A 20,378-nucleotide genomic window follows, 5' to 3' on the forward strand; every position below is an offset into this window, starting at 1 on the left:
CTCATTACAGGATCTTGAAGGCCGGATCGGCCAGCGCAGGCCCCGCCTCTGCCACCGGCAACGGCTTGGCATGGAACGCATTCTTTATCCCATGCACCCATTTCTTTGCCCGCTCGTTCATCTGGAACCCCGAGGTCATGGACCGCCCACGCGTCACCAATATGCCCAGATCGGCCCCTTCATAGCGGTAATCGCCCGGCTTTTGGATGCGCAGGAAAAAGGCTTCATTTTCGCTTTCCACGGCGCGGCGATGATAGTCAAAGCGGTCATAAACCACGCGACCATCCTCTAGCATCTTATAGATGCCGGTCTGCGGTGCCTCGGTAATGATATCCACGCTGTCCTCGGTGTGTTTGATCACCATCTGCGACCAGCTGTCGATCATATCGGGGTTGGCCCAACGAGAGTTCAGCTCTGCCACGTCCAGCTTGAACGGTTTTTTGGAAAACTCCAGCAGATGGAACAGGAACAAGGGCGCATCGGCATGGGCAAAGGCCGCGTGGTTGGTCATCGAGGACGCCCCCGTAATCCGCGGGTTCAATTCCCCCAGCCACAGATCGCCGGTCTTCTTGTCGATCAGGAAATCCAACTCGAAATAGCCGCGATAGCCTTCCTTGCGCAGTTGCTCCCCGAATTTGAAGGTCAGATCACGCGCTTTCTGGCGCACCTTGGGCGGGAAGGCGGTGGAGAGGATCTCATTGCCGCACCAGCCACCACGATAGGGTGTCAACTCCTTAAAGCCCACAAGTTCGGTCATCAGCGGGCCAACGATGGTGCCTTCGCGCGTCACACAAGCCTCAATCGCCGAACCCCGGCAATCAATACGTTTCATGATCTTGATCTCACCCTCGCCGACGATCTCATGCTCATGACGGCGGAAGTCGGCCTCGGATTTGATGAAAAATGTGGTGTGGCCGCTGTCACCATAGGCCGATTGCAACACCAGGTCATGGCCGATTCCCGCCTTTTCACAGGTCTCGCGCAAGCTGTCATAGCTTGTCACCTCGGCCAGGACATTGGGCACCGATGGCACGCCGGCCTTATTGCCGATGCGCACGGTTTCAATCTTGTTGTCCATCTTGGACCGCAGCTTGGCCTTGGGGAACCAGACATCGGCGCCAAGCTCTTTGGCAAGCCGTTCGGTTTCCTCATCGAACATCAAAAACACAAATTTCGGCTTGCCGCCGCGCCGCTTGATCAGGTCGATGACCTCTTTGTGCTGCAACAGATAGTTGTTGATATCCTCAATCGACTGGAATTCGGCATGGGGCTGTTCGGATGGGCAAAATACATTCGGGTGACGCCCGTCATAGCAGTCGAGATAGCAGATATATTTGAAGTTCTTGCACCACTCATCGATTCCCAACAGGTTGAAATTCGTGGCCGAGATGAAATAGATCGGGTCCTCGTTGCGGTGAAAAAAACGGCGGATTTCGGAGATGTTGTTCAACTGCGATTTGGCCATAAATAAGATCCTTCCCTGAAAGGCAAATGGTAAGGGGCCTTGGCCCCCCGGTTCATTTTGCGGCTTGTGCCGTCGTTTTTGTTGTCAGATCGGCAAGCGCCTCGGGCGTAAACACACGCAGCCCAAGATCCTGCCGATAGCCATGGATTTCGTTCACGTCCAACGCGCGCATAAAGGCCAGAATTTCCTCGCTGACCACCTGCCCCGGCACCAGAATCGGAAAGCCCGGCGGATAGGGAATGATGAAGGATGCCGACACCACATCGCGCCCTTCTTTCATCGCGCGTTTGATGGACCCGTCCAGCTCCAGATAATCGCATTTGCTTTCATCATAGCTGAGGAAAAACGCGGTGCGGATATCGCCCTCATTGGTGCTGCCGGGGCTTAGAAATGCCTCATGGAAACGGCTGAAATCGGGCAGTGGCGGGTAATCCTGCGTCAGGTTTTTCACACGCCGCTCGAACGACATCCGTTCCATCTTGGAGGCATCATCAAGAAGTTCGTCCAGCTCTTTGGCGATCTCGACCAGTACCTCGATCAGGTAGGCAACCGAGGACCGCGTGGTGCCGATATTGGTCATGAACAACACAGTGTTGCGTGAGGTTTTGTTGATCTGGATGCCGTATTTATCCATTAAGATCTTGGTCTTGAAGGTATCGCCATCCCAGCCGGTACCGCCCACCGCCAGCGTGATGCGCGTGGCATCCAGCACGAATTCGTCCTGTTCCCAGCAATCCCAGATATCGGTCCAGCCCTGCTCGGCATCGTAATAGCTGCTGACCCCGCTTTCACGATATTCGGCCGGGATCATATCGCCGGCGCTTAACACCTTGAAGTATTTTTGCAAAAGCGGATGGGTGGCGATCGCACGGCGCATCGACATCGCCGCCTCTACCTGCCGCTGCACAAATTCAAACCCTTCCAGCTCTACCTGACGGCGGCCCACATCGAGGCTGGCAATGATCTGGTAATTGGGGCTGGTAGAGGTGTGGGTCATATAGGCCTCGTGGAAGGCCTGCTCCACCTCGCCCTTGAAATCCTGATCGTTGACGTGGATCATCGAGCCTTGCCGCAAACTGGTCAGGGTTTTATGCGTCGACTGCGTGGTATAGACCCGAACCCGCGCATTCGGCGGCGGGATCAACCGCGTTTTTAGCAGCTTGTCCATATCCGCATCGACCAGCTTTTCTTGCTGTTTGGCATAGGCTTTGGCGTGTTCGGGTGTGCGCAGCCGTTCGCGGAAATTGTTGGCGGCATTCATGCCAGTACGCTGACGATAGGTAGGGCCAAAACGAGCAAAGGCGAACCACGCCTCATCCCACAAAAACACCAGATCGGGCTTGATCGCGAGGCATTCTTCCATCACCCGCTCAACATTATAAACCACCCCGTCAAAGGTGCAGTTGGTCAGCAAAAGCATCCTGACCCGGTCCAGCTTGCCCTCGGCCTTCATCTGCAACAAACGGTGCTTGATCTCGCGCAGGGGCACCGCGCCATACATCGAATATTCATTCAGCGGATAGCTGTCGAGATAGCTGACCTGCGCGCCCGCCAGCACCATGCCGTAATGGTGCGACTTGTGGCAGTCACGGTCCACCAGCACGATATCGCCGGGCCGGACCAAGGCCTGCACCACGATCTTGTTACAGGTCGATGTCCCATTGGTGGAAAAATAAGTATGCTTGGCGCCAAAGGCACGCGCCGCCAGCTCCTGCGCTTCTTTGATCGTGCCATGCGGTTCCAGCAAGCTGTCCAACCCGCCCGATGTGGCCGAGGTTTCGGCCATAAAGATATTCGGCCCGTAAAACGCGCCCATATCCTGAATCCAATGGCTGCGCGTAATCGACTTGCCGCGGCTGATCGGCATGGCATGAAACACGCCCGTCGGCTGTTTGGAGTATTCTTTCAGCGCGGTAAAGAACGGCGTTTTGTTGCGCGCCTGAACCCCGCGCAGGATGTTCAGATGCAGCTCCATAAAGTCTTCTTGGTTATAGAAAACCCGCCGACAAATCCCCAGATCCAGTCCCGCGATTTCCTCAACCGAACGATCCGTAACCAGATAGGCATCCAGTTCCGGCCGGACCTTGGCGATCAACCGGCACAGCTCGGGGCCGTAATCCTCGGGGTTCATATCCTTGATAGCATCGATTCCGCCTGCCAGTTTCAGATAACGGGTCAGCAAGTCCAAATCGACCTTGGATTCCATTTTCAGGCCGGGGCGCACGATAATCGCCTGGATATTATGGTTGAACAGCACCCCGATCAACGCATCCTGAAGCGTCGGCACCACCACTGGTGCATAGGTAAACGCATCATCCGGCCTGCGCATAGAGGCCAAATTCTGCCGCAGCCAGCGTTCCTGATGCTCATTCACATCATCGACGATCATCACCTCGAAATAGGGTTTTGCCAATGCACGCGCATCGGGGGACAGGATCGCCTCATCCTCATTCTCGTCCTTGTCGTCCATATCGCGGTCCAGCGGGATATGACGGCGCCGGTACGCCCCCGTAACCAGTGCCCGCGCGGCACGGCGCACGGTAAAGGCGACGTCCTCAACATGGCCCGTTTCAAACTGACGCCGCATATGGTCAAAGGCCTGAATGCCCGGAAAGGCCCAGTATCGCTCAATAGTTTCCAAGGCGTTGAACATTGCCACCACCTTGGCGCGGGTGGATTTTGCATAGCGGCCCTCGGGGTCACGTGCCAACTGGTCAAGGGATTGTCGCAATGTGCTCCAATGATCGCTCCTAAGCTGCACGGCTGAGTAGTAATCGCTCATGGATTGCATCGCATCATCCTTTGACTAATGGGTCGGGCCGATGTGAAATCGGGGCAGGCCCGCAAAGCCCTGCCCCGAAAGATCAGCCCGAAACGGTTTTTCCCGCCACAGATGGCGGTGGTGTGCCCTCGGTGGCGCTGTGAAACGGTTGGTTGTCTACGGCCAAATCCGAATTTGGCGCGCCTTTTATGATATCCTCGGGCAAGGTGGTCACGCCCAGATTTAGCGGCGAAAGCCCTGCTGTGGTGCCCTGCTGCGGAATGGCCAATGGGCCCAGCCCGTGCAAATAGGCGTCCGCCCCGCTGGACCGGTCATAGACCGGAAAATCAACGGAACGATCACGGAAGCTCTTGAGAACCTGCCCCAAGCCCTTCATGCCGGTCTCACGCTGGCGGCGCACCTGATCGAGGTCCACCTCAATCGGGAACATATCTTCCTGTCCCGCAGATTGGTGCAGAACGGTCGAGGTCGGATCAATCACACAGGACCGCCCGTTGCCGCCCGCGCCCAAACCATTCACATCGACAACATAGCATTGGAATTGTGCCGCCGTGGCGCGCGCGATCGAAAGCTCTGCCTCGCGGTCGGTGGTACCGGTCAGAACGGGGTGCAATAGCACCTCAACGCCGGCGCTGGTCAATTGGCGCGTGGTTTCGGGGAACCACATGTCATAACAGATCGACAGGCCGAAACGCCCGACCTCCGGCACATCAAAGATACAAAACTCGGTCCCCGCCGCAATACCATCTTCATAGGGGCGGAACGGAAACATCTTGCGGTATTTCTTGACGACCTCACCCTGCGGATTGATCACAGCCGTTGTGTTATAAATCTGCCCGTCCTCGGCTTGCTCAAACATAGAGCCGGGGATCAGCCAGATATTATGTTTGATCGCCGCCTTTTGAAAACGGTGCAAATGCGCGTTGTCAAAGGGCAACGCGAAACGTGGCAAGGGGCCAAGCGGGGCCAGCTCTGAAAACAGGACCATCTGTGTCCATGGAAAGCGCGCCATCAGGATATCAAGCCGCTGTAACATGCCATCGACGTTGGGGACCAATGCATTCACGTACATCTGGACGCCGGCAATCGCAAAGGGGGTCATCGGGAATACTCTCCGTTAAGGGGGGCCGCTGCGGGCCTCATGCCTGTTTGCAATCGCAGCATTATCCCCTGACAACAAGCACGGAAACCGGCGACCTGCGCACAACTCTGTCAGCCTGGCTGCCGATCAGGAACTCACGCACGCGGTCTGGCGCCAATGAGGCCATGATCACCAGATCGGCGTTGACCTCTTTGATCGCGGCAATGATCTCTCGGTGAACGGTGCCGTGGCGGACGTGCAGCTTGGCGCCCAAATCCGATGGAATCTGGTCATTGGCGATGGTCATCAACTCTTTATTCGCCTTTGCAAGCGCGGTTTTCGCAAAGTCCTTGGGCAAAAATCCCGCGACAAGCGGCGAGCCGGTATCAGGTTCCACATAAAGCACATGCAGCGCGGCCTCATTCAAACGGGCAAGCTTTACCGCCTCTGGCAGCGCCAATTGCCATGATTCCTTGGCGGTGACGTCGATTGCAACCAATATTGAATTTGTCATGTCTTATCCCCTTTTCTTCATGCGGCGGCAGGCCGAATGGTTTTCGCGGCACGCCCGCGCTGCAACATGACCACAAGGGCAAGCAGCAACAAGGCCGGCAGGAACATCAAGTATTTCGACGGCACATCAATCGGCCGCAACACGCGCAACACCTCTTGATCCCAATCAAGGCCGGCCTCGGATGCCGCAGAGCCATAGCTGACATCATCAATGATCATCTTGTCGCCATCACTGCGCAAGGCAATCCCGGCTGCATCCAGCTTTTCCTCGCCCGTTGTGCCGGCCGTGATCGGCAGGATGGCCACGAATTCGATGGGGTCGCCCAGCTCGTTCATGCCGGCAACGCGCAGGCGCAGATCCTCACCCACCGGCGTTGCATCAGCGGCCTCAACCAAAGCGGCAGGGGCCTCCTCGGAATAGGGCGGATAGATCATATCCATCCAGAAACCGGGACGGAACAGCGTGAAGGCAACCAACAACAAGGCCGCTGTTTCATAAAAGCGGTTGCGCGTCAGGAACCAACCTTGGGTCGCCGCCGCAAACAGCAGCATCGCCACCGTCGCCACAATGAAGACGAATATACCCTGCACCATCGTCACATTGATCAGCAACAGCTCGGTGTTGAAGATAAACAGGAACGGCAGCGCCGCCGTGCGCAGGCTGTAGAAAAACGCAACCACGCCGGTTTTGATCGGGTCACCGCCCGACACCGCCGCCGCCGCAAAGCTGGCAAGCCCCACCGGAGGCGTCACATCGGCCATGATCCCGAAATAGAAGACGAACAAATGCACAGCAATCAGCGGTACGATCAAGCCGTTCTGCTGGCCCAACGTCACAATCACCGGCGCCAAAAGGGCCGAGACCACGATATAGTTCGCCGTCGTCGGCAAGCCCATCCCAAGGATCAGCGACAGCACCGCCGTCAGCGCCAGAATGGCCATGATATTGCCGCCCGAAAGCACCTCAACCACATCCGCCAGCGCCGAACCCACGCCGGTCTGGCTGACGACACCCACGATGATACCGGCGGTTGCGGTCGCAATGCCGATGCCGATCATGTTGCGCGCGCCGGTCACCAGCCCGTCAATCAGATCGGTGAAACCATCCCGAACCGCCTGAACCATATCCCCTGAACCGCGCAGCATCGCCATCAAGGGCCGCTGTGTCAGCAGGATGAACACCATATACATCGTGGCCCAAAATGCCGACAGGCCGGGCGAAAGGCGGTCCACCATCAAAGCCCATACCAGCACCACCACCGGCAGAATATAATGCAAGCCGGCCCGAACCGTTGGCCCCGGGAGCGGCAGCTTGGTGACCGGCTCATTCGGGTCATCCAGCTTCAGCGGCTCTTCGCGGGCGGCAATCGCCAACAGCCCTACATAGACCGCCGTCAAAAAGGCAAAAATGATATAGCCCGCAGCCGCCGGAAATGCCGGACGGATCCAGCCCATCCCGTAGTAAACCGCCAAGGACACACCGCAAATCACCGCAATGGTAAAGGCCATGCCGATCAAACGCTGCACAATCGGTTTGGGCACATAGGCGCGCGGAAGGCCCTCCATACCGGCCTTGCAGGCCTCAAGATGCACGATATAGACCAGCGCGATATAGGAAATCACCGCCGGCACAAAGGCATGGGTGACCACGTCGAAATAGGGGATGCCCACATATTCGACCATAAGGAATGCCGCAGCCCCCATCACAGGCGGCATGATCTGTCCGTTGACCGAAGAGGCAACCTCAACCGCGCCGGCTTTCTCGGCGCTGAAACCCACCTTTTTCATCAGCGGGATCGTGAACGTCCCCGTCGTCACCACATTGGCGATCGACGACCCGGAAATCAGACCCGTCATCGCCGAGGACACCACAGCCGCCTTGGCCGGCCCGCCGCGCATGTGACCCATCAAGGAAAAAGCCACCTGAATGAAATAATTGCCCGCCCCTGCCTTATCCAGCAAAGAGCCGAACAGAACGAACAAGAACACGAACCCCGTGGACACACCAAGCGCGATGCCGAACACACCCTCGGTGGTGATCCACTGGTGGTTCACAATCTCGGACAGGTTATTGCCCTTATGCGCAATGATCGACGGCATGTAGGGACCAAGCACCGTATAGACCAGAAAGACCGAAGCCACGATCATCAATGCCGGCCCAAGCGCACGGCGCGTCGCCTCCAGCAACAGCAAGATACCGATAACGGCGACCACGAAATCCTGCGTGATCGGCGCACCGACCCGGCTGGAAATATCGCGGTAATAGACGAAAAGATAAAGCGCCGACGCAGCACCGACAATCGCCAGCGCCCATTCCCAAACCGGTATCCGGTCTTTGGGAGAGCCAAGCAAAACCATCACCGAAATCGAAATCGCGACCGGCATGATCCACCAGACCGAAGCCCCCTCTTTGGCGGAATACATCAGCAAGCCACCAACGATCAGCGGAACCAATAACCCGAGCCCAAGCTGGATCGGGGTGCGCGCCGCCGGAAAGGCCGCAAAGGCAAGAAATATCGCAAAGGCAAGATGGATCGAGCGCGCTTCGGTATCATTGAAAACGCCAACTCCAAGCATGAAGGGCACGGGTGAGGCGATCCAGATCTGGAACAATGACCAGGCCAGCGCGATCACCATCAAGAATACGCCAACAGAACCTTGCGATCCGCGCGCGCCGGTATCAGAGGAGGCTACAAGCGCATCAAGTTCGGCCTGACTGAGCCCCTGGTTTCCGCTGCCTTTCGGTTGGTCATTCGTCGCCATCAAAAGTCCCCCTGCGTTACCGTCTTTGCGGCAATTCTGTCATTCAGCACATCACAGTTCACAAAAAACCGGGGCGCAGATATCTGTGCCCCGGTTAAATGCGCGATTACATCCAGCCGCGCTCGGTGTAGTATTTCACAGCACCGGGATGCAGTGGCGCGGACAGACCGTCCTTGATCATCTCTTCTTCCTTAAGGTTCGCAAAGGCAGGGTGCAGCCCCTTGAAACGCTCAAAGTTATCAAAGACGGCTTTGACAACCTGATAAACGACTTCATCGTCCACATCGGCTGAGGTCACAAACGTCGCTTTTACACCAAAGGTTTTGGTGTCCTCATCCGTGCCTTTGTACATACCGCCCGGAATGGTGGCATAGGCATAGAAGGGGTTGTCCGCGACCAGCTTGTCCACGGCCTCACCGTCAACAGTCACCATATTGGCATCCACTGTCGATACCGCTTCTTGAATGGAGCCGTTGGGGTGGCCAACCGTATAAACGATGGCATCCACCTTGTTATCGCCCAAGGCCGCGGCCTGCTCTGCTGGCTTCAGCTCGGACGCGAGACCGAAGTCGTCCATGGTCCAGCCTTTGGCGTCCAGCAAAACACCCATGGTCGCCAACTGACCCGAACCGGGGTTGCCGACGTTCACGCGCTTGCCCTTGAGGTCGTCAAAATTCTTGATGTTGGCGTCCTGACGCGCGATGACCGAGAAGGGCTCTCCGTGCACACCAAAGACAGCGCGCAGCTTATCAACCTTCTTGCCTTCAAATTCAGAAGAGCCGTTGAACGCGTGGAACTGCCAGTCGGACTGGGCCACGCCCATATCCATATCACCTGCCGCAATCGCATTGATATTGGCGATGGAGCCACCTGTCGAAGGCGCGGTGCATTTCAGGTTATGATCGGCGGTGCCCCGGTTGATCAGGCGGCAAATCGACTGCCCGACAACAAAATAGACCCCGGTCTGACCACCGGTGCCGATGGTGATAAACTTCTCTTCTGCCGCAACGGAACCTGCTGCCAAAGACATGGCAGCAGCTGCAGTAATAGCTTTCCAGTGGATCATTCTTTTTCCTTTCGGTCTCACAAATCAAAGGGCCGCAGGACAGCGGCCGGTACAGCGTTACATCCCCACACACCCCCGGATCTGGGGGGAATGAAGCCCGCGGTATGACCCTCCGCTGGCTTTGGATGGCACACCATCAAAGGATGATGATGCGAGTAGCTTTTGCATTTGGCAAGTGTGCCATTTTCCTTAATTGGCACGCGCATGACTTTTTGGTCCTGTCACACTGCAAACCCTGTTGGTGCGCGGCTTCATCCGGCCGCTTTTCCTGACCCGTAAGCCTATGGTCGTTTAAGATTTCAATCAAGCCTGTTTATTTTTCATGGAATTCTAGGGAGGCCGGGACGCTTACCCTATAGTCAAGGCGACAGAATCAGCACATAGATATAACCCCATGGCAGCCTGCGGAAACGAAAGAACGATAGACATTGGGGCCCGCTTGCGTGCCGCCCGTACGCAACGCAAACTTTCACAACGTGAACTGGCCCGCCGCGCCGGCGTAACCAATGGCACGATCTCCCAAATTGAACAGAATTACTCCAGCCCGTCTGTTTCCTCGCTCAAGCGGGTTCTGGATGCCTTGCCGATGTCATTGGCAGAGTTCTTCGCCGGGGACTTCACCGAGAACCATCAGGTGTTTTTTCGCAAGGCAGAATTGCAAGAGGTCACCCCGCGTAAACTTTTGCGCAAAGGTGACGGCCCCATTTCCTTGTCGATCCGTCAGGTTGGCAATGCCCTTGCCCATCAAATCCAGATGCTCCACGAACGTTACGGGCCCGGCGCCGATACCGGTTCGCAAAAATACAGCCATAACGCCGAAGAGGCGGGAATAGTGATCGAGGGCAGCATAGAGGTCACCGTCGGCACGCAGACGGAGACCCTCTTTGCCGGCGACGCCTACCTGTTCGACAGCCGCATCCCGCACCGATTTCACAACACAGGTTTGGTAGATTGCATCATCGTCTCGGCCTGCACACCGCCCAGCTTTTAGGCGGCACCCGTCACCCAAAGCCGGAACCGTTTGCTGCCGGTGATTTCCTGCACAACGCCCATCGCATGCAGTCGCGCCAAACCGCGTTCGGCACTGTCGCGGGAAACTCCAGTCAAGATCGCCGCCGCCTCGGTCGTCAAAATGGGCCGCGCGGCAATCGCATCAATCAGTTTCGCAGGCGTAGTCCCCTTCATTCCAGACGTTCGCGCGCGCGCAGAGGCCGCCCAAGCCTCAACCCGGTTCAGCTCCATCATCGCCGATTGCGCCCCGGACCGGACCGCTGCCAACCAATCGCCCAGGCTTTCCGGCTTGGCGCTCAACTGCCACGCCTTGCCCCCCGGTGCCACAGGCGCAAAGCCGAGCGCACGACATTCGGCCGCGGCAATCCGCCCCGCAGCGGTGGCGGGTTCCAACAAATCCTCGGGTGCCGAGACACCGGACAACCGCCAAAGCGCCTGCCCATATCCTGATTGGGTCAACGGGTGGCACCCAGCCATCTCTTGCATCCCGCTGCTGAACACCTCCGCCGCAAGATCGAATTCGGCCCCCTTTGGCCGCGGGCTCAGGTTTTCCGGCAACCCCGCACCGACGACCTCATGCAGGCCCAAAAAGCTGCGGATCGCAGGTAACGGGCCGGGCCGCGCCAACAACCGGCGATACACCCAAGATGCGCGCGCCAACTCGGCCCGGTTATCGCTCAGCCCCCCTGCCCCGCTCAAATAGGCCGCAATTTGCTCGCGCCGCACACGTACGCCCTGCACCCAAAGCATTGCCTCAACCTCGATCAAGGCAAGCCGCTCTGCCGCGCCTGCGCCAAGAGTGAGGCAACGCTGATCCAGCATCGCCAGCGCTGCCGCCGTCCGCGCCAGTTGCGGAGCAATGGCAGCCTCGGCCTGCCGCCACCCGACCGGATCAATCAGCAGACGCGGGCCTACGGGTGCTGGAACACCCGATGAAGCGGGCTTCTTGCCTGCTTTTGGAATGTATTTGTTTTCTGGGTCTTTCTGCGCCATATCCGCATAATAATCCATTAATGCGGATTACTCCAGCACCAGTTTTTTTATCACTGTTTTGGGAAGGGGCAGATCACTTGCGTGCCGAAGCCTGTGAAAACACTGCCCCATCCCACACGCATTAGCAAGCTATTTTCAGTTAAAATGCAAACCGCCCCCAACACTAAATGTCGGGGGCGGTCAGCTGAAACCTTTTCCGCGGAAAAGGTTTTAAGGTACGGTCAACTGATCTGGTCAAGCAGGCCGCGCACGGCTGCCTCCAGCTTGCGGCGATCAATCGTAGAAAAATCACGATCCAAGCGTATCTCTAGCCGCCCTGCCCCGGCCACACATTTCGCTGCACCCTCAGGGCGCGCAATCTGAAAGCTGGTTTTTGCCTTAGCTTCGGCTGCGGGCCTATCGGGCCGCTTAGAGGCTGTTTTAGGCGCCGTCTCATCCCCAGCAAAGCGCCGGAGCACTGCCAGTTCATCCTCAACAGTGCGGTTACCCCATCCTTCAAGCTCCGCTTGAACAGCTGCAACAAAGCCTGGAATCGCGTCAATCTTGGCAGCCAGGGCCAAACCCAGTGCGCGCGGCACCTCGTGGATGAATTGCAACGTCTCGCCAAGACCTTTGACCACAGGAATAAAGCTGCGAATATAACTGCGCTTAGAGTAGCTGGCGGATTTGTAAAGCTTGGCGACGGCCTTATCAGGATCGGTAACATCCGTCATCGGATCTGCGGCATATTCAATCGCAAGCTGCGCCATCTCAGCCAATGAGATATCCTTGCGCACAAGGTTTTCGTCAACCATCCGGCGGTAAAGCACATCAAGCTCTGCCCCGCGCGCCATAATCCCCGCAGGGATTTTGCCATATGCCTCGGCATCCCCTGTTTCGGCCAAAAGCTGCGTAAAGGCCTGAATCCGGCGAAAGCCCTGAATCAACTCATAGCGCCCGTCGGCGCGCTGCTCTACGCGGATCGGGTTGGACAGACCAACATCGCGAATAGATGAAACCAACTCTTCGAGTTCCTCATCAACGCCCGTATGGCGGTCACGGGTCAGCTTGCGGGTCTCGATCTGGTCAAGCGGGATCAGATCAACAATCAGACCCTGCTGTTTGAGCCGGACATGCTCATGCGCCAAAGCGTCGTTCTCCGCGCGAATTCTGGCCACCAGCGCCTCCCGATCCCGAAGGCTGTCGGCATTCTCGGAAATCGCGGTCGCCATAGGGCCACGACGCGCCTCTGCCTTGGCCTTTGCTGGAGGAGAAACCTTTTCCGCGGAAAAGGTTTCTACAGTGTCCTCCTCCGGCAGCTCGATATCAAACATACGGCGTTTCTTGCTCATGATGTTTTCTCCAACTTCTCCCACGCATCAAGGACGGAGGTTTTGAATTCTTCATAGGCCCCATCGAACGACGCACGCGCACGCCGCCAGGTTTCCCGCGTCATTATCCGGTAGTCGATTTCATACACCGACGACAGGAAACGGCCGGATTGCTCCACCGCTCGGGTCATCTCTATAGGGTGCTTGGCAACATGCGGGCCAAAAACCTTGCCAAAGGCCTGAAACATTGCGCGGTGCAACTCATTCCCCGGCTCATAGCGCGTCATCAAAAAGCGGATGTCGCAAAATTGTTTGGGGAGTGAAACCTTTTCCGCGGAAAAGGTTTGACCGAACCCGTCATTCAGGTCGGCGAGCGCCTCAGAGAGTTGGCCGATGAAGGACGTGGTGCTGTCATATTCCCAATACCCCGGCCCCGACGGTACATAGAGCATATCCGCCGCAAAGACCGCATTCATCGACTGATAGCCAATCGCAGGCGGGCAGTCGAAAATGATCAGGTCATAAGAGTCGTCCGGAAGTGCGTCGAGGTAACGGGAGACCGCACCAAAGAAAGTCCAGTCCGGATTGAGGTGGCGATATTGGGCCGAGGCAAATTCAACAAAGGCGGCGTTGGCACAGCTGGGCACAATGTCAATTGTGGGCCAAGCCGTTGGCATGATGAAATCGGATACGCGCAAATCACCCAGGCCCATATCGCGGATCGAAGACGGGATCCGGCGCTGGGGCAAAGCGGCACCGCTTTCCGCGCCAGTCACCGCCGCGTTCATCCGGTCGGTTTCACGCAATAGGTCGCGCGCCATGATGCCCCAAACGGTGTGCTCCTCAGACACATCATTAAGGCCCATGGAATGAGACAGCGTCGCCTGCGGATCGAAATCGACGACCAGCACCCGATAGCCATCCAGCGCCGAGGCATGGGCAAGATGCAACGCCACGGTCGATTTGCCCGCACCACCCTTGAAGTTGGCAATGGCCACACGAAACGCCCGCTTGCCTGCAGGGCGCTTGGGCATCAGCGATTTGCGGTTGATCTTCATCTTGCGGCGCAGCTCGTTGATCTCATCCAGGCTGAACCAGCGCTGACGCCCTTCAGGCTCCACCTCACCGCTGGGCAAATCAGGTTCGGCAGCCAGACGGCCCCGAAACGTTGACTGGTTGATCTTGAAGATCAGCTCCGACACTTCCCAGCTGGAGAACCGCCGCAGGGTCTTCTCCATCTCAGGCGAGAAGGTCTGGCGACGAATCCAGCTCTGCATCTTGAGCGACTGCGCCTGAAGATTGGCGAGGTCCGTATGATCGTACATGGGGCGTTCCGTTCTTTTGTGGACGTTAATGACTGCTACTTTCCCAATTACGCTGTATTTGCACAAAATGCAAAAGCAGAGTTATAGTATTCACAGGAATCTCGATATTGCTGCAAACCCCTTATATTAAAGGCCATAGCAGCCGAATCGGGCCCCCGGGGAATCGCTGCGCCGCGAGCGTCAAAATCAGGTGGCGCGCCACGCTATTTGGGGGGACAGGTAATGCGCCCACACCACAGATAGGGTGACAAAAGCCAGCGATGAGGGGACATACAGGGTGTCCCCCATTACCATAGAACCTTATTCTTTTAGAATAGATTGAAGATCGAAAGACCGGGGAACAAGGTAAAATCTTGAAACGGTCTTGACAGAATCGAACCTTCGGACGCAAATAGGCCAAGGTTCGACAAAAGCGTTGGCAAACAGCGGCGGACCCCTGGAAAAAGGGCGCAGACCCTTAACAACATCGGCGGGGTATTGTCCCCAAAAGCAGAGAGGCACGGGGCAGTGCTGGTCACCAAACCTGTCGGGCGGGATGCCTCGACGAAGAAATATGACATATTGTCAGCCTTGTCAGCCTATGCTCTGTCACAAGACAAGCATGCACAACGGCGGATTCTGCGCCTGATGTCGCTTATCACCACGCGCTACAACTGGCAGCGCAACGAACTTTCGATGGGCCAAGAGGATATTGCGCGGCTATGGTCTGTTGATCTACGCACAGTAAAGCGAGAGATGGCGAAACTACGCGCCCTTGGATGGCTGGTTGAAACTCGCGGGGCGGCACGGGGCAGGGTGGCGCTTCATGCTTTGGATCTGGCGATGATCATGGCCGATACGCAATGTGTCTGGCCAAATATCGGCCCGGATTTCATTGAACGCCAAGCTGCCAAAATGCCTGCGCCTGAAACAACGAACGTTGTGCCCTTTCAGCAAATCGCCAACATACCCGCCGACGGCTCGGTCTGGGCGGCGGCGCAGCATGCCTTTCAGGCACAAGACGGCGCGGCATATTCTGCGTGGATTTCACGCCTGTCAGAGATAGAGCGCGACGGCGGCACCTTGTGCCTTTTGGCCCCGTCACGCTTTCACAAGACCTATGTAGAGACACATCTGGCCGATAGGCTGACCCGCATTTTGCGCAGGATTGATCCGTCAATTTCAGGCGTACGGATTGATGTCTAGGCACAGCAAGGGCGTTTGCGCCAAAGGGGGGAGGGTGATATGGCTGATGATCGCTGACTCGGACGGGTTTAACCTCTTCGTGACGGCTTCGGAATATAACGTCCTATAGCCGATCGTCTGGTTTATTGCCGCGATTTGCTGAGGTTTGACACTGTCGAGGGGGGCTGATGATGCGCTCGATCTATTTCCAACAACGCTACGCAATGCTTGGCGTGGCGCTAATCGCGACGATTATATGCGCTTTCGGTGCGGTGCTGACCGGCTCTGGCTGGTTTATCTCGCTGTTTGTGATCTGCGCGGCGTTCTTTGCCTTGGGAATTCGTGACGTGCGCCAGCCGCGACATGCTGTTCTGCGCAATTACCCGATTATCGGACATATCCGTTATTTGATGGAATCGATCCGACCAGAGATCCGCCAGTATCTGCTGGAGAGTGACCGCGATGAGGAACCCTTCAGCCGCGAAACACGCAGTTTGGTTTATCAACGCGCCAAGGGGGTTGAGGATAAGAAGCCTTTTGGCACCTCGGAACGGGTTTACGAATCGGGCTATGCTTGGGTGACCCATTCGGTTGTGCCCAAACATATCACAGACAGCGATTTTCGGGTAGAGATCGGGGGCAAGCAATGCCAGCAGCCCTACAATGCCTCTATTTATAATATCTCTGCGATGAGCTTTGGTGCCCTTTCCGGCAATGCGATCAAAGCGTTGAATGCGGGCGCCAAAATTGGCGGTTTCGCACATGATTCCGGTGAGGGCAGCATCAGCACCCACCACCGGCAAGGCGGAGACCTGATTTTTCAGGTGGCTTCGGCCTATTTCGGATGCCGGGATGATGAGGGGCGTTTCGACCCGCAGAAATTCGCGGAGCAGGCGGCGGATCCTCATGTCAAGATGATTGAGATCAAACTGAGCCAAGGCGCGAAGCCGGGCCACGGGGGGATGTTACCCGCCTCCAAGATCAGCGCCGAGATTGCCGAAACGCGGGGCATCCCGATGGGTGTCGATTGTGTCTCTCCAGCGGCGCATAGTGAATTTTCAACCCCGCTTGAGCTGATGGACTTCGTTGCGCGGTTGCGGGACCTTTCGGGTGGTAAACCCGTCGGTTTGAAACTGTGCATCGGCCACCGCAGAGAGTTTATGTGCATGGTAAAGGCCATGCTGGAAACGGGAATCAATCCTGATTTCATCGTTGTTGACGGTAAAGAGGGCGGTACAGGCTCTGCCCCGCTGGAGTTTGCCAACCGCGTCGGGATGCCGATGCTGGAGGGGCTGCATTTCGTTCACAACACCCTGCGCGGTGCTGGTTTGCGCGAAGAAATCAGGATTGGTGCGGCGGGTAAAATCGTTACAGCGTTTGATATTGCGCGGGCTTTGGCGCTGGGGGCGGATTGGTGCAACTCTGCCCGCGGGTTCATGTTTGCGCTTGGCTGCATTCAGGCGCAGGCATGCCATACGAATAAATGCCCGGTGGGCATTGCCACACAAGACGGGCTGCGCCAGCGCGCCTTGGACCCTGATAACAAAAGCGTACGTGTGGCGCGATTCCATGCCAATACACTGAAGGCATTGGCCGAAATTGCCGGCGCTGCAGGGCTGGACCGCCCGAACGACTTTTTACCCTATCACTTGATGTTCCGTCAAACCGACAGCGCATTTCGCGACGGCAATGAGGTGTATGCCTATTTGCCAGAAGGTTTCTTGTTGGCCAAGGAAGAGCATCCGGACTTGCGCGAATGGCATGGGCGTTGGGGCAGGGCGGCTGCTGACAGCTTTGCACCAAAGGAAATACCGCACGGCCCCTACAGGATCGCGGCTCAATAGGCGATTTTCAAGGGCAGAGTACAAAGATCCTCTCTCCGGTCGAATGTTAATGACCGGAGAGAGGGGCGCGAACCGTTATTCGGCAGCAGGCTTGGTTCCCATGATACGTTTGGCATGGGCCAAAAGCGGGGGAAGCAGCAGCAACGCAATGATCACCCACATAACCTTGGCGATCGGGCTCTCAAAGAATATCCAAGGCGAACCCTTGCCGATGATCATACCCTGAGAAAAGCCATGCTCGGCAATTGGCCCCAGAATAAGGCCCAAGATAAGCGCCTCTAGCGAGTAGCCGATCTTTTTCAGGATCAGGCCGAAGAAGGCAAAACCGATCATCAGATAGACGTCAAACACCGATTGATGCAGCGAATACGACCCGAGGATCGCAAAGGCGCTGATCACTGTACCATGATCGCGGGTGGAATAAGGGCGATACGGGCGAGATATGGGGCAACGCTGATCCCAACGACCAAGAAGACGATATTAGCGATAAACAGCGAGTAGATGAAGGGATAAGTCTTGTCGGCATGTACGGCAAACAAGTCCGGCCCCGGAATCATACCATGGATAATGAACGCCCCCATCAAGGCCGCCGCAACCGAGTTGCCCGGAATCCCCAAGGTCAGGGTTGGCACCAGCGACCCGCCGACACACCCGTTATTACCGGCCTCGGCGGCGGCAATACCCTCTGGGGCGCCTTTGCCGAACATTTGCTTGGCCTTGGACAGGCGTTTCGCAAAATTATAGGATAGGAACGCCGCAATCGTAGCACCTTCCCCCGGCAAGATGCCGACAACTGTCCCGGTGCCCGATCCGAGGGCCATGTACTTAGTGATCCCTTTGGGCATTGCTTCGGATTTCTGGGATTGCTTCAGAACCGAGGCGTCAATCTGTGTGCTGTGCCGTTGGCCGGCAATTTCCAGCATCTGGATCATCGAAAACAAGCCGATCAATGCGGGCATGAAGTCGATGCCGTCGATCAGATTAATGGACCCCATGGTATAACGCAGACTGCCCGACATCGCATCGGTGCCGATGATCGCGATCATCATTCCCAAAACACCGGCCAGCAGGGATTTGAGCAGCGATGTCTCCTCATCCGCGATGGAAACAATCCCCGCAAGGCCCATCAAGGCCAGCAGGAAGGTTTCGGCCGGGCCGAAATGTAGGGCCTGTGCCGCAAGAAAGGGCGCAAACAGCAGCAAAACCAGAACGGAGAATGTCCCCCCCATGAAGGAGGCAACCACCGAGATTTTCAGCGCAAGCATGCCTCTGCCTTGCTTGCTCATCGGGTAGCCTTCGATGGCGGTTGCCACAGCGGCGGGAGTGCCCGGTGTGTTTAGCAAAATGGCGGGAATTGACCCGCCATACATCGCCCCTGCATAAATCCCGCCAAGCAGCATCAAGCCCATGACAGGGTCCATCGTATAGGTAAAAGGCACCAAAAGCCCGACGGCCATTGTCGCGGTGAGGCCCGGCATGGCCCCGATAACGACGCCGGCAACCGTGCCGATAATAACCGACAAAAGGCCTTCGAGCGTAAAAACGGTCGCTAGATATTCCATTGAAAAACCTTAGAAAAACGCAGGGCTTGGCAGGTTGACCGAAAGCAGGCGGATGAAGATCAGGTAGACGCCCAACAAGACGGCACCGGTTGAAAGCCCAATCACCAATGGATTGCGGTAGCCCAACATCCAGGCTATTGCCGGAATGAAGATCGCAGCCGGAATGAAGAAGCCAAGGCTCTCAAACGACACTGCAAAAAGGACCAACCCCGCGACCAGCCCGAAAAACCGGGCTGCGCGACCAAAGAGGTCCAGTGGCTCATCATGCGTCGTCTTGCGCAGTGAAAACAGCAGTTGCACCGTACTTAGCCCGCCAAAGGAAACCGCCAGAAATCGCACGTAAACGGCGGAGGTTTTCTGGGCGATACCAGTGTAACTGGCCGTGCTGATATAAAGCAGCACGGCCAGAACGATGAAACCGCCAAGCACAAGACGGTCAAGAGTTGCGCGGGTCATTACCAGGGCGCCGCGTCAAAGACTTCTTGGGTCTCGGCCTGAAGCTTTTGCAGGTAAGCGGTGTAATCGGCACTGTTCATGTTCAACAGATAGATCGAGCTTGCCTTGGCTTTGGCCTGGAACGCAGGGTCGGCCATCACATCGGCAAAGATACCGTCCAATTGTGCCTGAATCTCGGCAGGGACACCCGCAGGGGTCACGAAACCGCGCGTTGCCCGCATCTGCACGTCATAGCCACCCTCAACGCCGGTTTCCACTTCTGGCACCAGATCATTGCGCGTGTCGGTCAGGATGGAAATGATCGTCGCATCCCCTGCCTTATGCTGCGCTTCCATTTGCGAAAGATTCATAAAGGACGCATCGACATGGCCCCCCAAAATGGCGGCTTTTTGTTCAGTAGAGCCTTTGGTTGGCAGCAGATTAAAGGTCACGCCGGCCAGCTTTTCAAAGGCTTTGGCGGCCAGAAAGTCATCCGAGCCAATGCCGTTTACCGCAACGGTCAGATCCCCGCCCTTGGCGGCCTCTGCCAGATCCGCCAATGATTTAATGGCGCTGTCTTTTGGAACGACGACGATTTCGGGGTCATCAGCGGTGTTGCCAATGATGTGAAAGCTGTCGAGCGTGTAACTGGCCCGGCCTGCGGCGACATGGGCCACCAGCTGCGGGGTAAAGACGAGGCCCATCGTATAGCCATCAGCATCGGCGCGTGCGATGGCCTCAAAGCCTTTTTGTCCACCAGAGCCGTTGATATTGTTGATAACGAATTTAAAGCCTTCGTATTTGCTTTCTGCCACTTCGGCAAAAATGCGCGCGGTGCTGTCGGTGGAACCGCCGGCGCTGGAGGGTACGATGATTTCGATCGATTTGCTTGGATAGTCTTGGGCAAAAGCGGGTGTATTGGCGACGGCAAGCAAGGCAAGGCCGGCGACGAAACTGCGTTTACTGATGTTCATTGGGTTCCCTCATTACGACAACGGGCAGCGCCCGTCTTTTATAGCTCTGCCAAATTTTGCAGCAAAGCATCGGGATTGCAAGAATAAGAT

At 56.8% G+C, this 20,378-nt stretch carries 16 protein-coding genes; 3 read left to right on the forward strand and 13 right to left on the reverse strand.

The annotated features are described in order from the left end of the window. Positions 1 to 4: 4 nt before the first annotated feature. The 6 genes from AKU94_RS13835 to AKU94_RS13860 all read right to left on the reverse strand — a co-directional run bounded on the left by AKU94_RS13835 (position 5) and on the right by AKU94_RS13860 (position 9,670). Positions 5 to 1,465, reverse strand: a complete 1,461-nt coding sequence (locus AKU94_RS13835) for a biotin carboxylase (protein WP_050527854.1) — start codon at positions 1,463 to 1,465, stop codon at positions 5 to 7. A 52-nt stretch (positions 1,466 to 1,517) separates the two neighbouring features. Beyond that, positions 1,518 to 4,256 (reverse strand): aminotransferase class I/II-fold pyridoxal phosphate-dependent enzyme, encoded by a 2,739-nt coding sequence (locus AKU94_RS13840; RefSeq protein WP_050527855.1) that lies wholly within the window; start codon positions 4,254 to 4,256, stop codon positions 1,518 to 1,520. Between the two features lie 73 nt (positions 4,257 to 4,329). Next, the gene (locus AKU94_RS13845) at positions 4,330 to 5,349 is read right to left on the reverse strand and encodes a carbon-nitrogen hydrolase family protein (RefSeq protein ID WP_083445074.1); all 1,020 of its coding nucleotides are present in this window, start codon (positions 5,347 to 5,349) and stop codon (positions 4,330 to 4,332) included. A gap of 61 nt (positions 5,350 to 5,410) precedes the next feature. Then, positions 5,411 to 5,842, reverse strand: coding sequence for a universal stress protein (locus tag AKU94_RS13850; RefSeq protein ID WP_050527856.1), 432 nt, complete (start codon positions 5,840 to 5,842; stop codon positions 5,411 to 5,413). A 17-nt stretch (positions 5,843 to 5,859) separates the two neighbouring features. Further along, positions 5,860 to 8,604, reverse strand: a complete 2,745-nt coding sequence (locus AKU94_RS13855) for a TRAP transporter permease (protein WP_050527857.1) — start codon at positions 8,602 to 8,604, stop codon at positions 5,860 to 5,862. 106 nt (positions 8,605 to 8,710) lie between these two features. Then, positions 8,711 to 9,670: a TAXI family TRAP transporter solute-binding subunit gene (locus tag AKU94_RS13860; RefSeq protein WP_050527858.1), complete on the reverse strand. Its 960-nt coding sequence runs from the start codon at positions 9,668 to 9,670 to the stop codon at positions 8,711 to 8,713. 439 nt (positions 9,671 to 10,109) lie between these two features. Between AKU94_RS13860 and AKU94_RS13865 the strand changes: the two genes are divergently transcribed. Next, positions 10,110 to 10,661, forward strand: coding sequence for a cupin domain-containing protein (locus AKU94_RS13865; RefSeq protein ID WP_332307231.1), 552 nt, complete (start codon positions 10,110 to 10,112; stop codon positions 10,659 to 10,661). Here AKU94_RS13865 and AKU94_RS13870 read toward each other — a convergent pair. From AKU94_RS13870 to AKU94_RS13880, 3 genes are all read right to left on the reverse strand, one after another. Beyond that, positions 10,658 to 11,692 carry a hypothetical protein gene (locus AKU94_RS13870; protein WP_050527860.1) on the reverse strand — a complete coding sequence of 345 codons (1,035 nt, stop codon included), beginning with the start codon at positions 11,690 to 11,692 and terminating at the stop codon, positions 10,658 to 10,660. The genes AKU94_RS13865 and AKU94_RS13870 overlap by 4 nt on opposite strands. Before the next feature lie 203 nt (positions 11,693 to 11,895). Further along, a complete protein-coding gene (locus AKU94_RS13875) occupies positions 11,896 to 13,005 on the reverse strand; it encodes a ParB/RepB/Spo0J family partition protein (RefSeq protein WP_050527861.1) in 1,110 nt (369 codons plus the stop codon). Continuing rightward, positions 13,002 to 14,309, reverse strand: coding sequence for an AAA family ATPase (locus AKU94_RS13880; protein ID WP_050527862.1), 1,308 nt, complete (start codon positions 14,307 to 14,309; stop codon positions 13,002 to 13,004). The genes AKU94_RS13875 and AKU94_RS13880 overlap by 4 nt, the downstream gene beginning before the upstream one ends. Before the next feature lie 507 nt (positions 14,310 to 14,816). Here AKU94_RS13880 and AKU94_RS13885 point away from each other — a divergent pair. Together AKU94_RS13885 and AKU94_RS13890 are read left to right on the forward strand one after the other, a co-directional pair. Then, positions 14,817 to 15,494, forward strand: coding sequence for a DnaA N-terminal domain-containing protein (locus tag AKU94_RS13885; RefSeq protein ID WP_050527863.1), 678 nt, complete (start codon positions 14,817 to 14,819; stop codon positions 15,492 to 15,494). 170 nt (positions 15,495 to 15,664) lie between these two features. Continuing rightward, positions 15,665 to 17,317, forward strand: coding sequence for an FMN-binding glutamate synthase family protein (locus tag AKU94_RS13890; RefSeq protein ID WP_050527954.1), 1,653 nt, complete (start codon positions 15,665 to 15,667; stop codon positions 17,315 to 17,317). Between the two features lie 75 nt (positions 17,318 to 17,392). On the opposite strand, the gene AKU94_RS20045 is transcribed toward AKU94_RS13890, so the two are convergent. From AKU94_RS20045 to AKU94_RS13905, 4 genes are read right to left on the reverse strand one after another with little or no spacing between them, the layout of a single operon-like run. Next, positions 17,393 to 17,716: a tripartite tricarboxylate transporter permease gene (locus tag AKU94_RS20045; protein WP_198144912.1), complete on the reverse strand. Its 324-nt coding sequence runs from the start codon at positions 17,714 to 17,716 to the stop codon at positions 17,393 to 17,395. Further along, positions 17,713 to 18,879 carry a tripartite tricarboxylate transporter permease gene (locus tag AKU94_RS13895; RefSeq protein ID WP_198144913.1) on the reverse strand — a complete coding sequence of 389 codons (1,167 nt, stop codon included), beginning with the start codon at positions 18,877 to 18,879 and terminating at the stop codon, positions 17,713 to 17,715. Before AKU94_RS13895 ends, AKU94_RS20045 begins: the two co-directional genes overlap by 4 nt. A 9-nt stretch (positions 18,880 to 18,888) precedes the next feature. Beyond that, positions 18,889 to 19,335 carry a tripartite tricarboxylate transporter TctB family protein gene (locus AKU94_RS13900; RefSeq protein ID WP_050527864.1) on the reverse strand — a complete coding sequence of 149 codons (447 nt, stop codon included), beginning with the start codon at positions 19,333 to 19,335 and terminating at the stop codon, positions 18,889 to 18,891. Beyond that, positions 19,335 to 20,288 carry a Bug family tripartite tricarboxylate transporter substrate binding protein gene (locus AKU94_RS13905; protein WP_050527865.1) on the reverse strand — a complete coding sequence of 318 codons (954 nt, stop codon included), beginning with the start codon at positions 20,286 to 20,288 and terminating at the stop codon, positions 19,335 to 19,337. Before AKU94_RS13905 ends, AKU94_RS13900 begins: the two co-directional genes overlap by 1 nt. Positions 20,289 to 20,378: the final 90 nt, after the last annotated feature.

It is taken from the genome of Pseudorhodobacter aquimaris, assembly GCF_001202025.1.
Classification (GTDB): Bacteria; Pseudomonadota; Alphaproteobacteria; order Rhodobacterales; family Rhodobacteraceae; genus Pseudorhodobacter; species Pseudorhodobacter aquimaris.

Bases quoted from the DNA above. Each gene is read 5' to 3' on its own strand.
- AKU94_RS13905 (WP_050527865.1), bottom strand. From the start codon at position 20,288: ATGAACATCAGTAAACGCAGTTTCGTCGCCGGCCTTGCCTTGCTTGCC.
- AKU94_RS13850 (WP_050527856.1), bottom strand. From the start codon at position 5,842: ATGACAAATTCAATATTGGTTGCAATCGACGTCACCGCCAAGGAATCA.
- AKU94_RS13840 (WP_050527855.1), bottom strand. From the start codon at position 4,256: ATGCAATCCATGAGCGATTACTACTCAGCCGTGCAGCTTAGGAGCGAT.
- AKU94_RS13835 (WP_050527854.1), bottom strand. From the start codon at position 1,465: ATGGCCAAATCGCAGTTGAACAACATCTCCGAAATCCGCCGTTTTTTT.
- AKU94_RS13855 (WP_050527857.1), bottom strand. From the start codon at position 8,604: ATGGCGACGAATGACCAACCGAAAGGCAGCGGAAACCAGGGGCTCAGT.
- AKU94_RS13890 (WP_050527954.1), top strand. From the start codon at position 15,665: ATGCGCTCGATCTATTTCCAACAACGCTACGCAATGCTTGGCGTGGCG.
- AKU94_RS13895 (WP_198144913.1), bottom strand. From the start codon at position 18,879: ATGGAATATCTAGCGACCGTTTTTACGCTCGAAGGCCTTTTGTCGGTT.
- AKU94_RS13880 (WP_050527862.1), bottom strand. From the start codon at position 14,309: ATGTACGATCATACGGACCTCGCCAATCTTCAGGCGCAGTCGCTCAAG.
- AKU94_RS13900 (WP_050527864.1), bottom strand. From the start codon at position 19,335: ATGACCCGCGCAACTCTTGACCGTCTTGTGCTTGGCGGTTTCATCGTT.
- AKU94_RS13875 (WP_050527861.1), bottom strand. From the start codon at position 13,005: ATGAGCAAGAAACGCCGTATGTTTGATATCGAGCTGCCGGAGGAGGAC.
- AKU94_RS13870 (WP_050527860.1), bottom strand. From the start codon at position 11,692: ATGGATTATTATGCGGATATGGCGCAGAAAGACCCAGAAAACAAATAC.
- AKU94_RS13860 (WP_050527858.1), bottom strand. From the start codon at position 9,670: ATGATCCACTGGAAAGCTATTACTGCAGCTGCTGCCATGTCTTTGGCA.
- AKU94_RS13845 (WP_083445074.1), bottom strand. From the start codon at position 5,349: ATGACCCCCTTTGCGATTGCCGGCGTCCAGATGTACGTGAATGCATTG.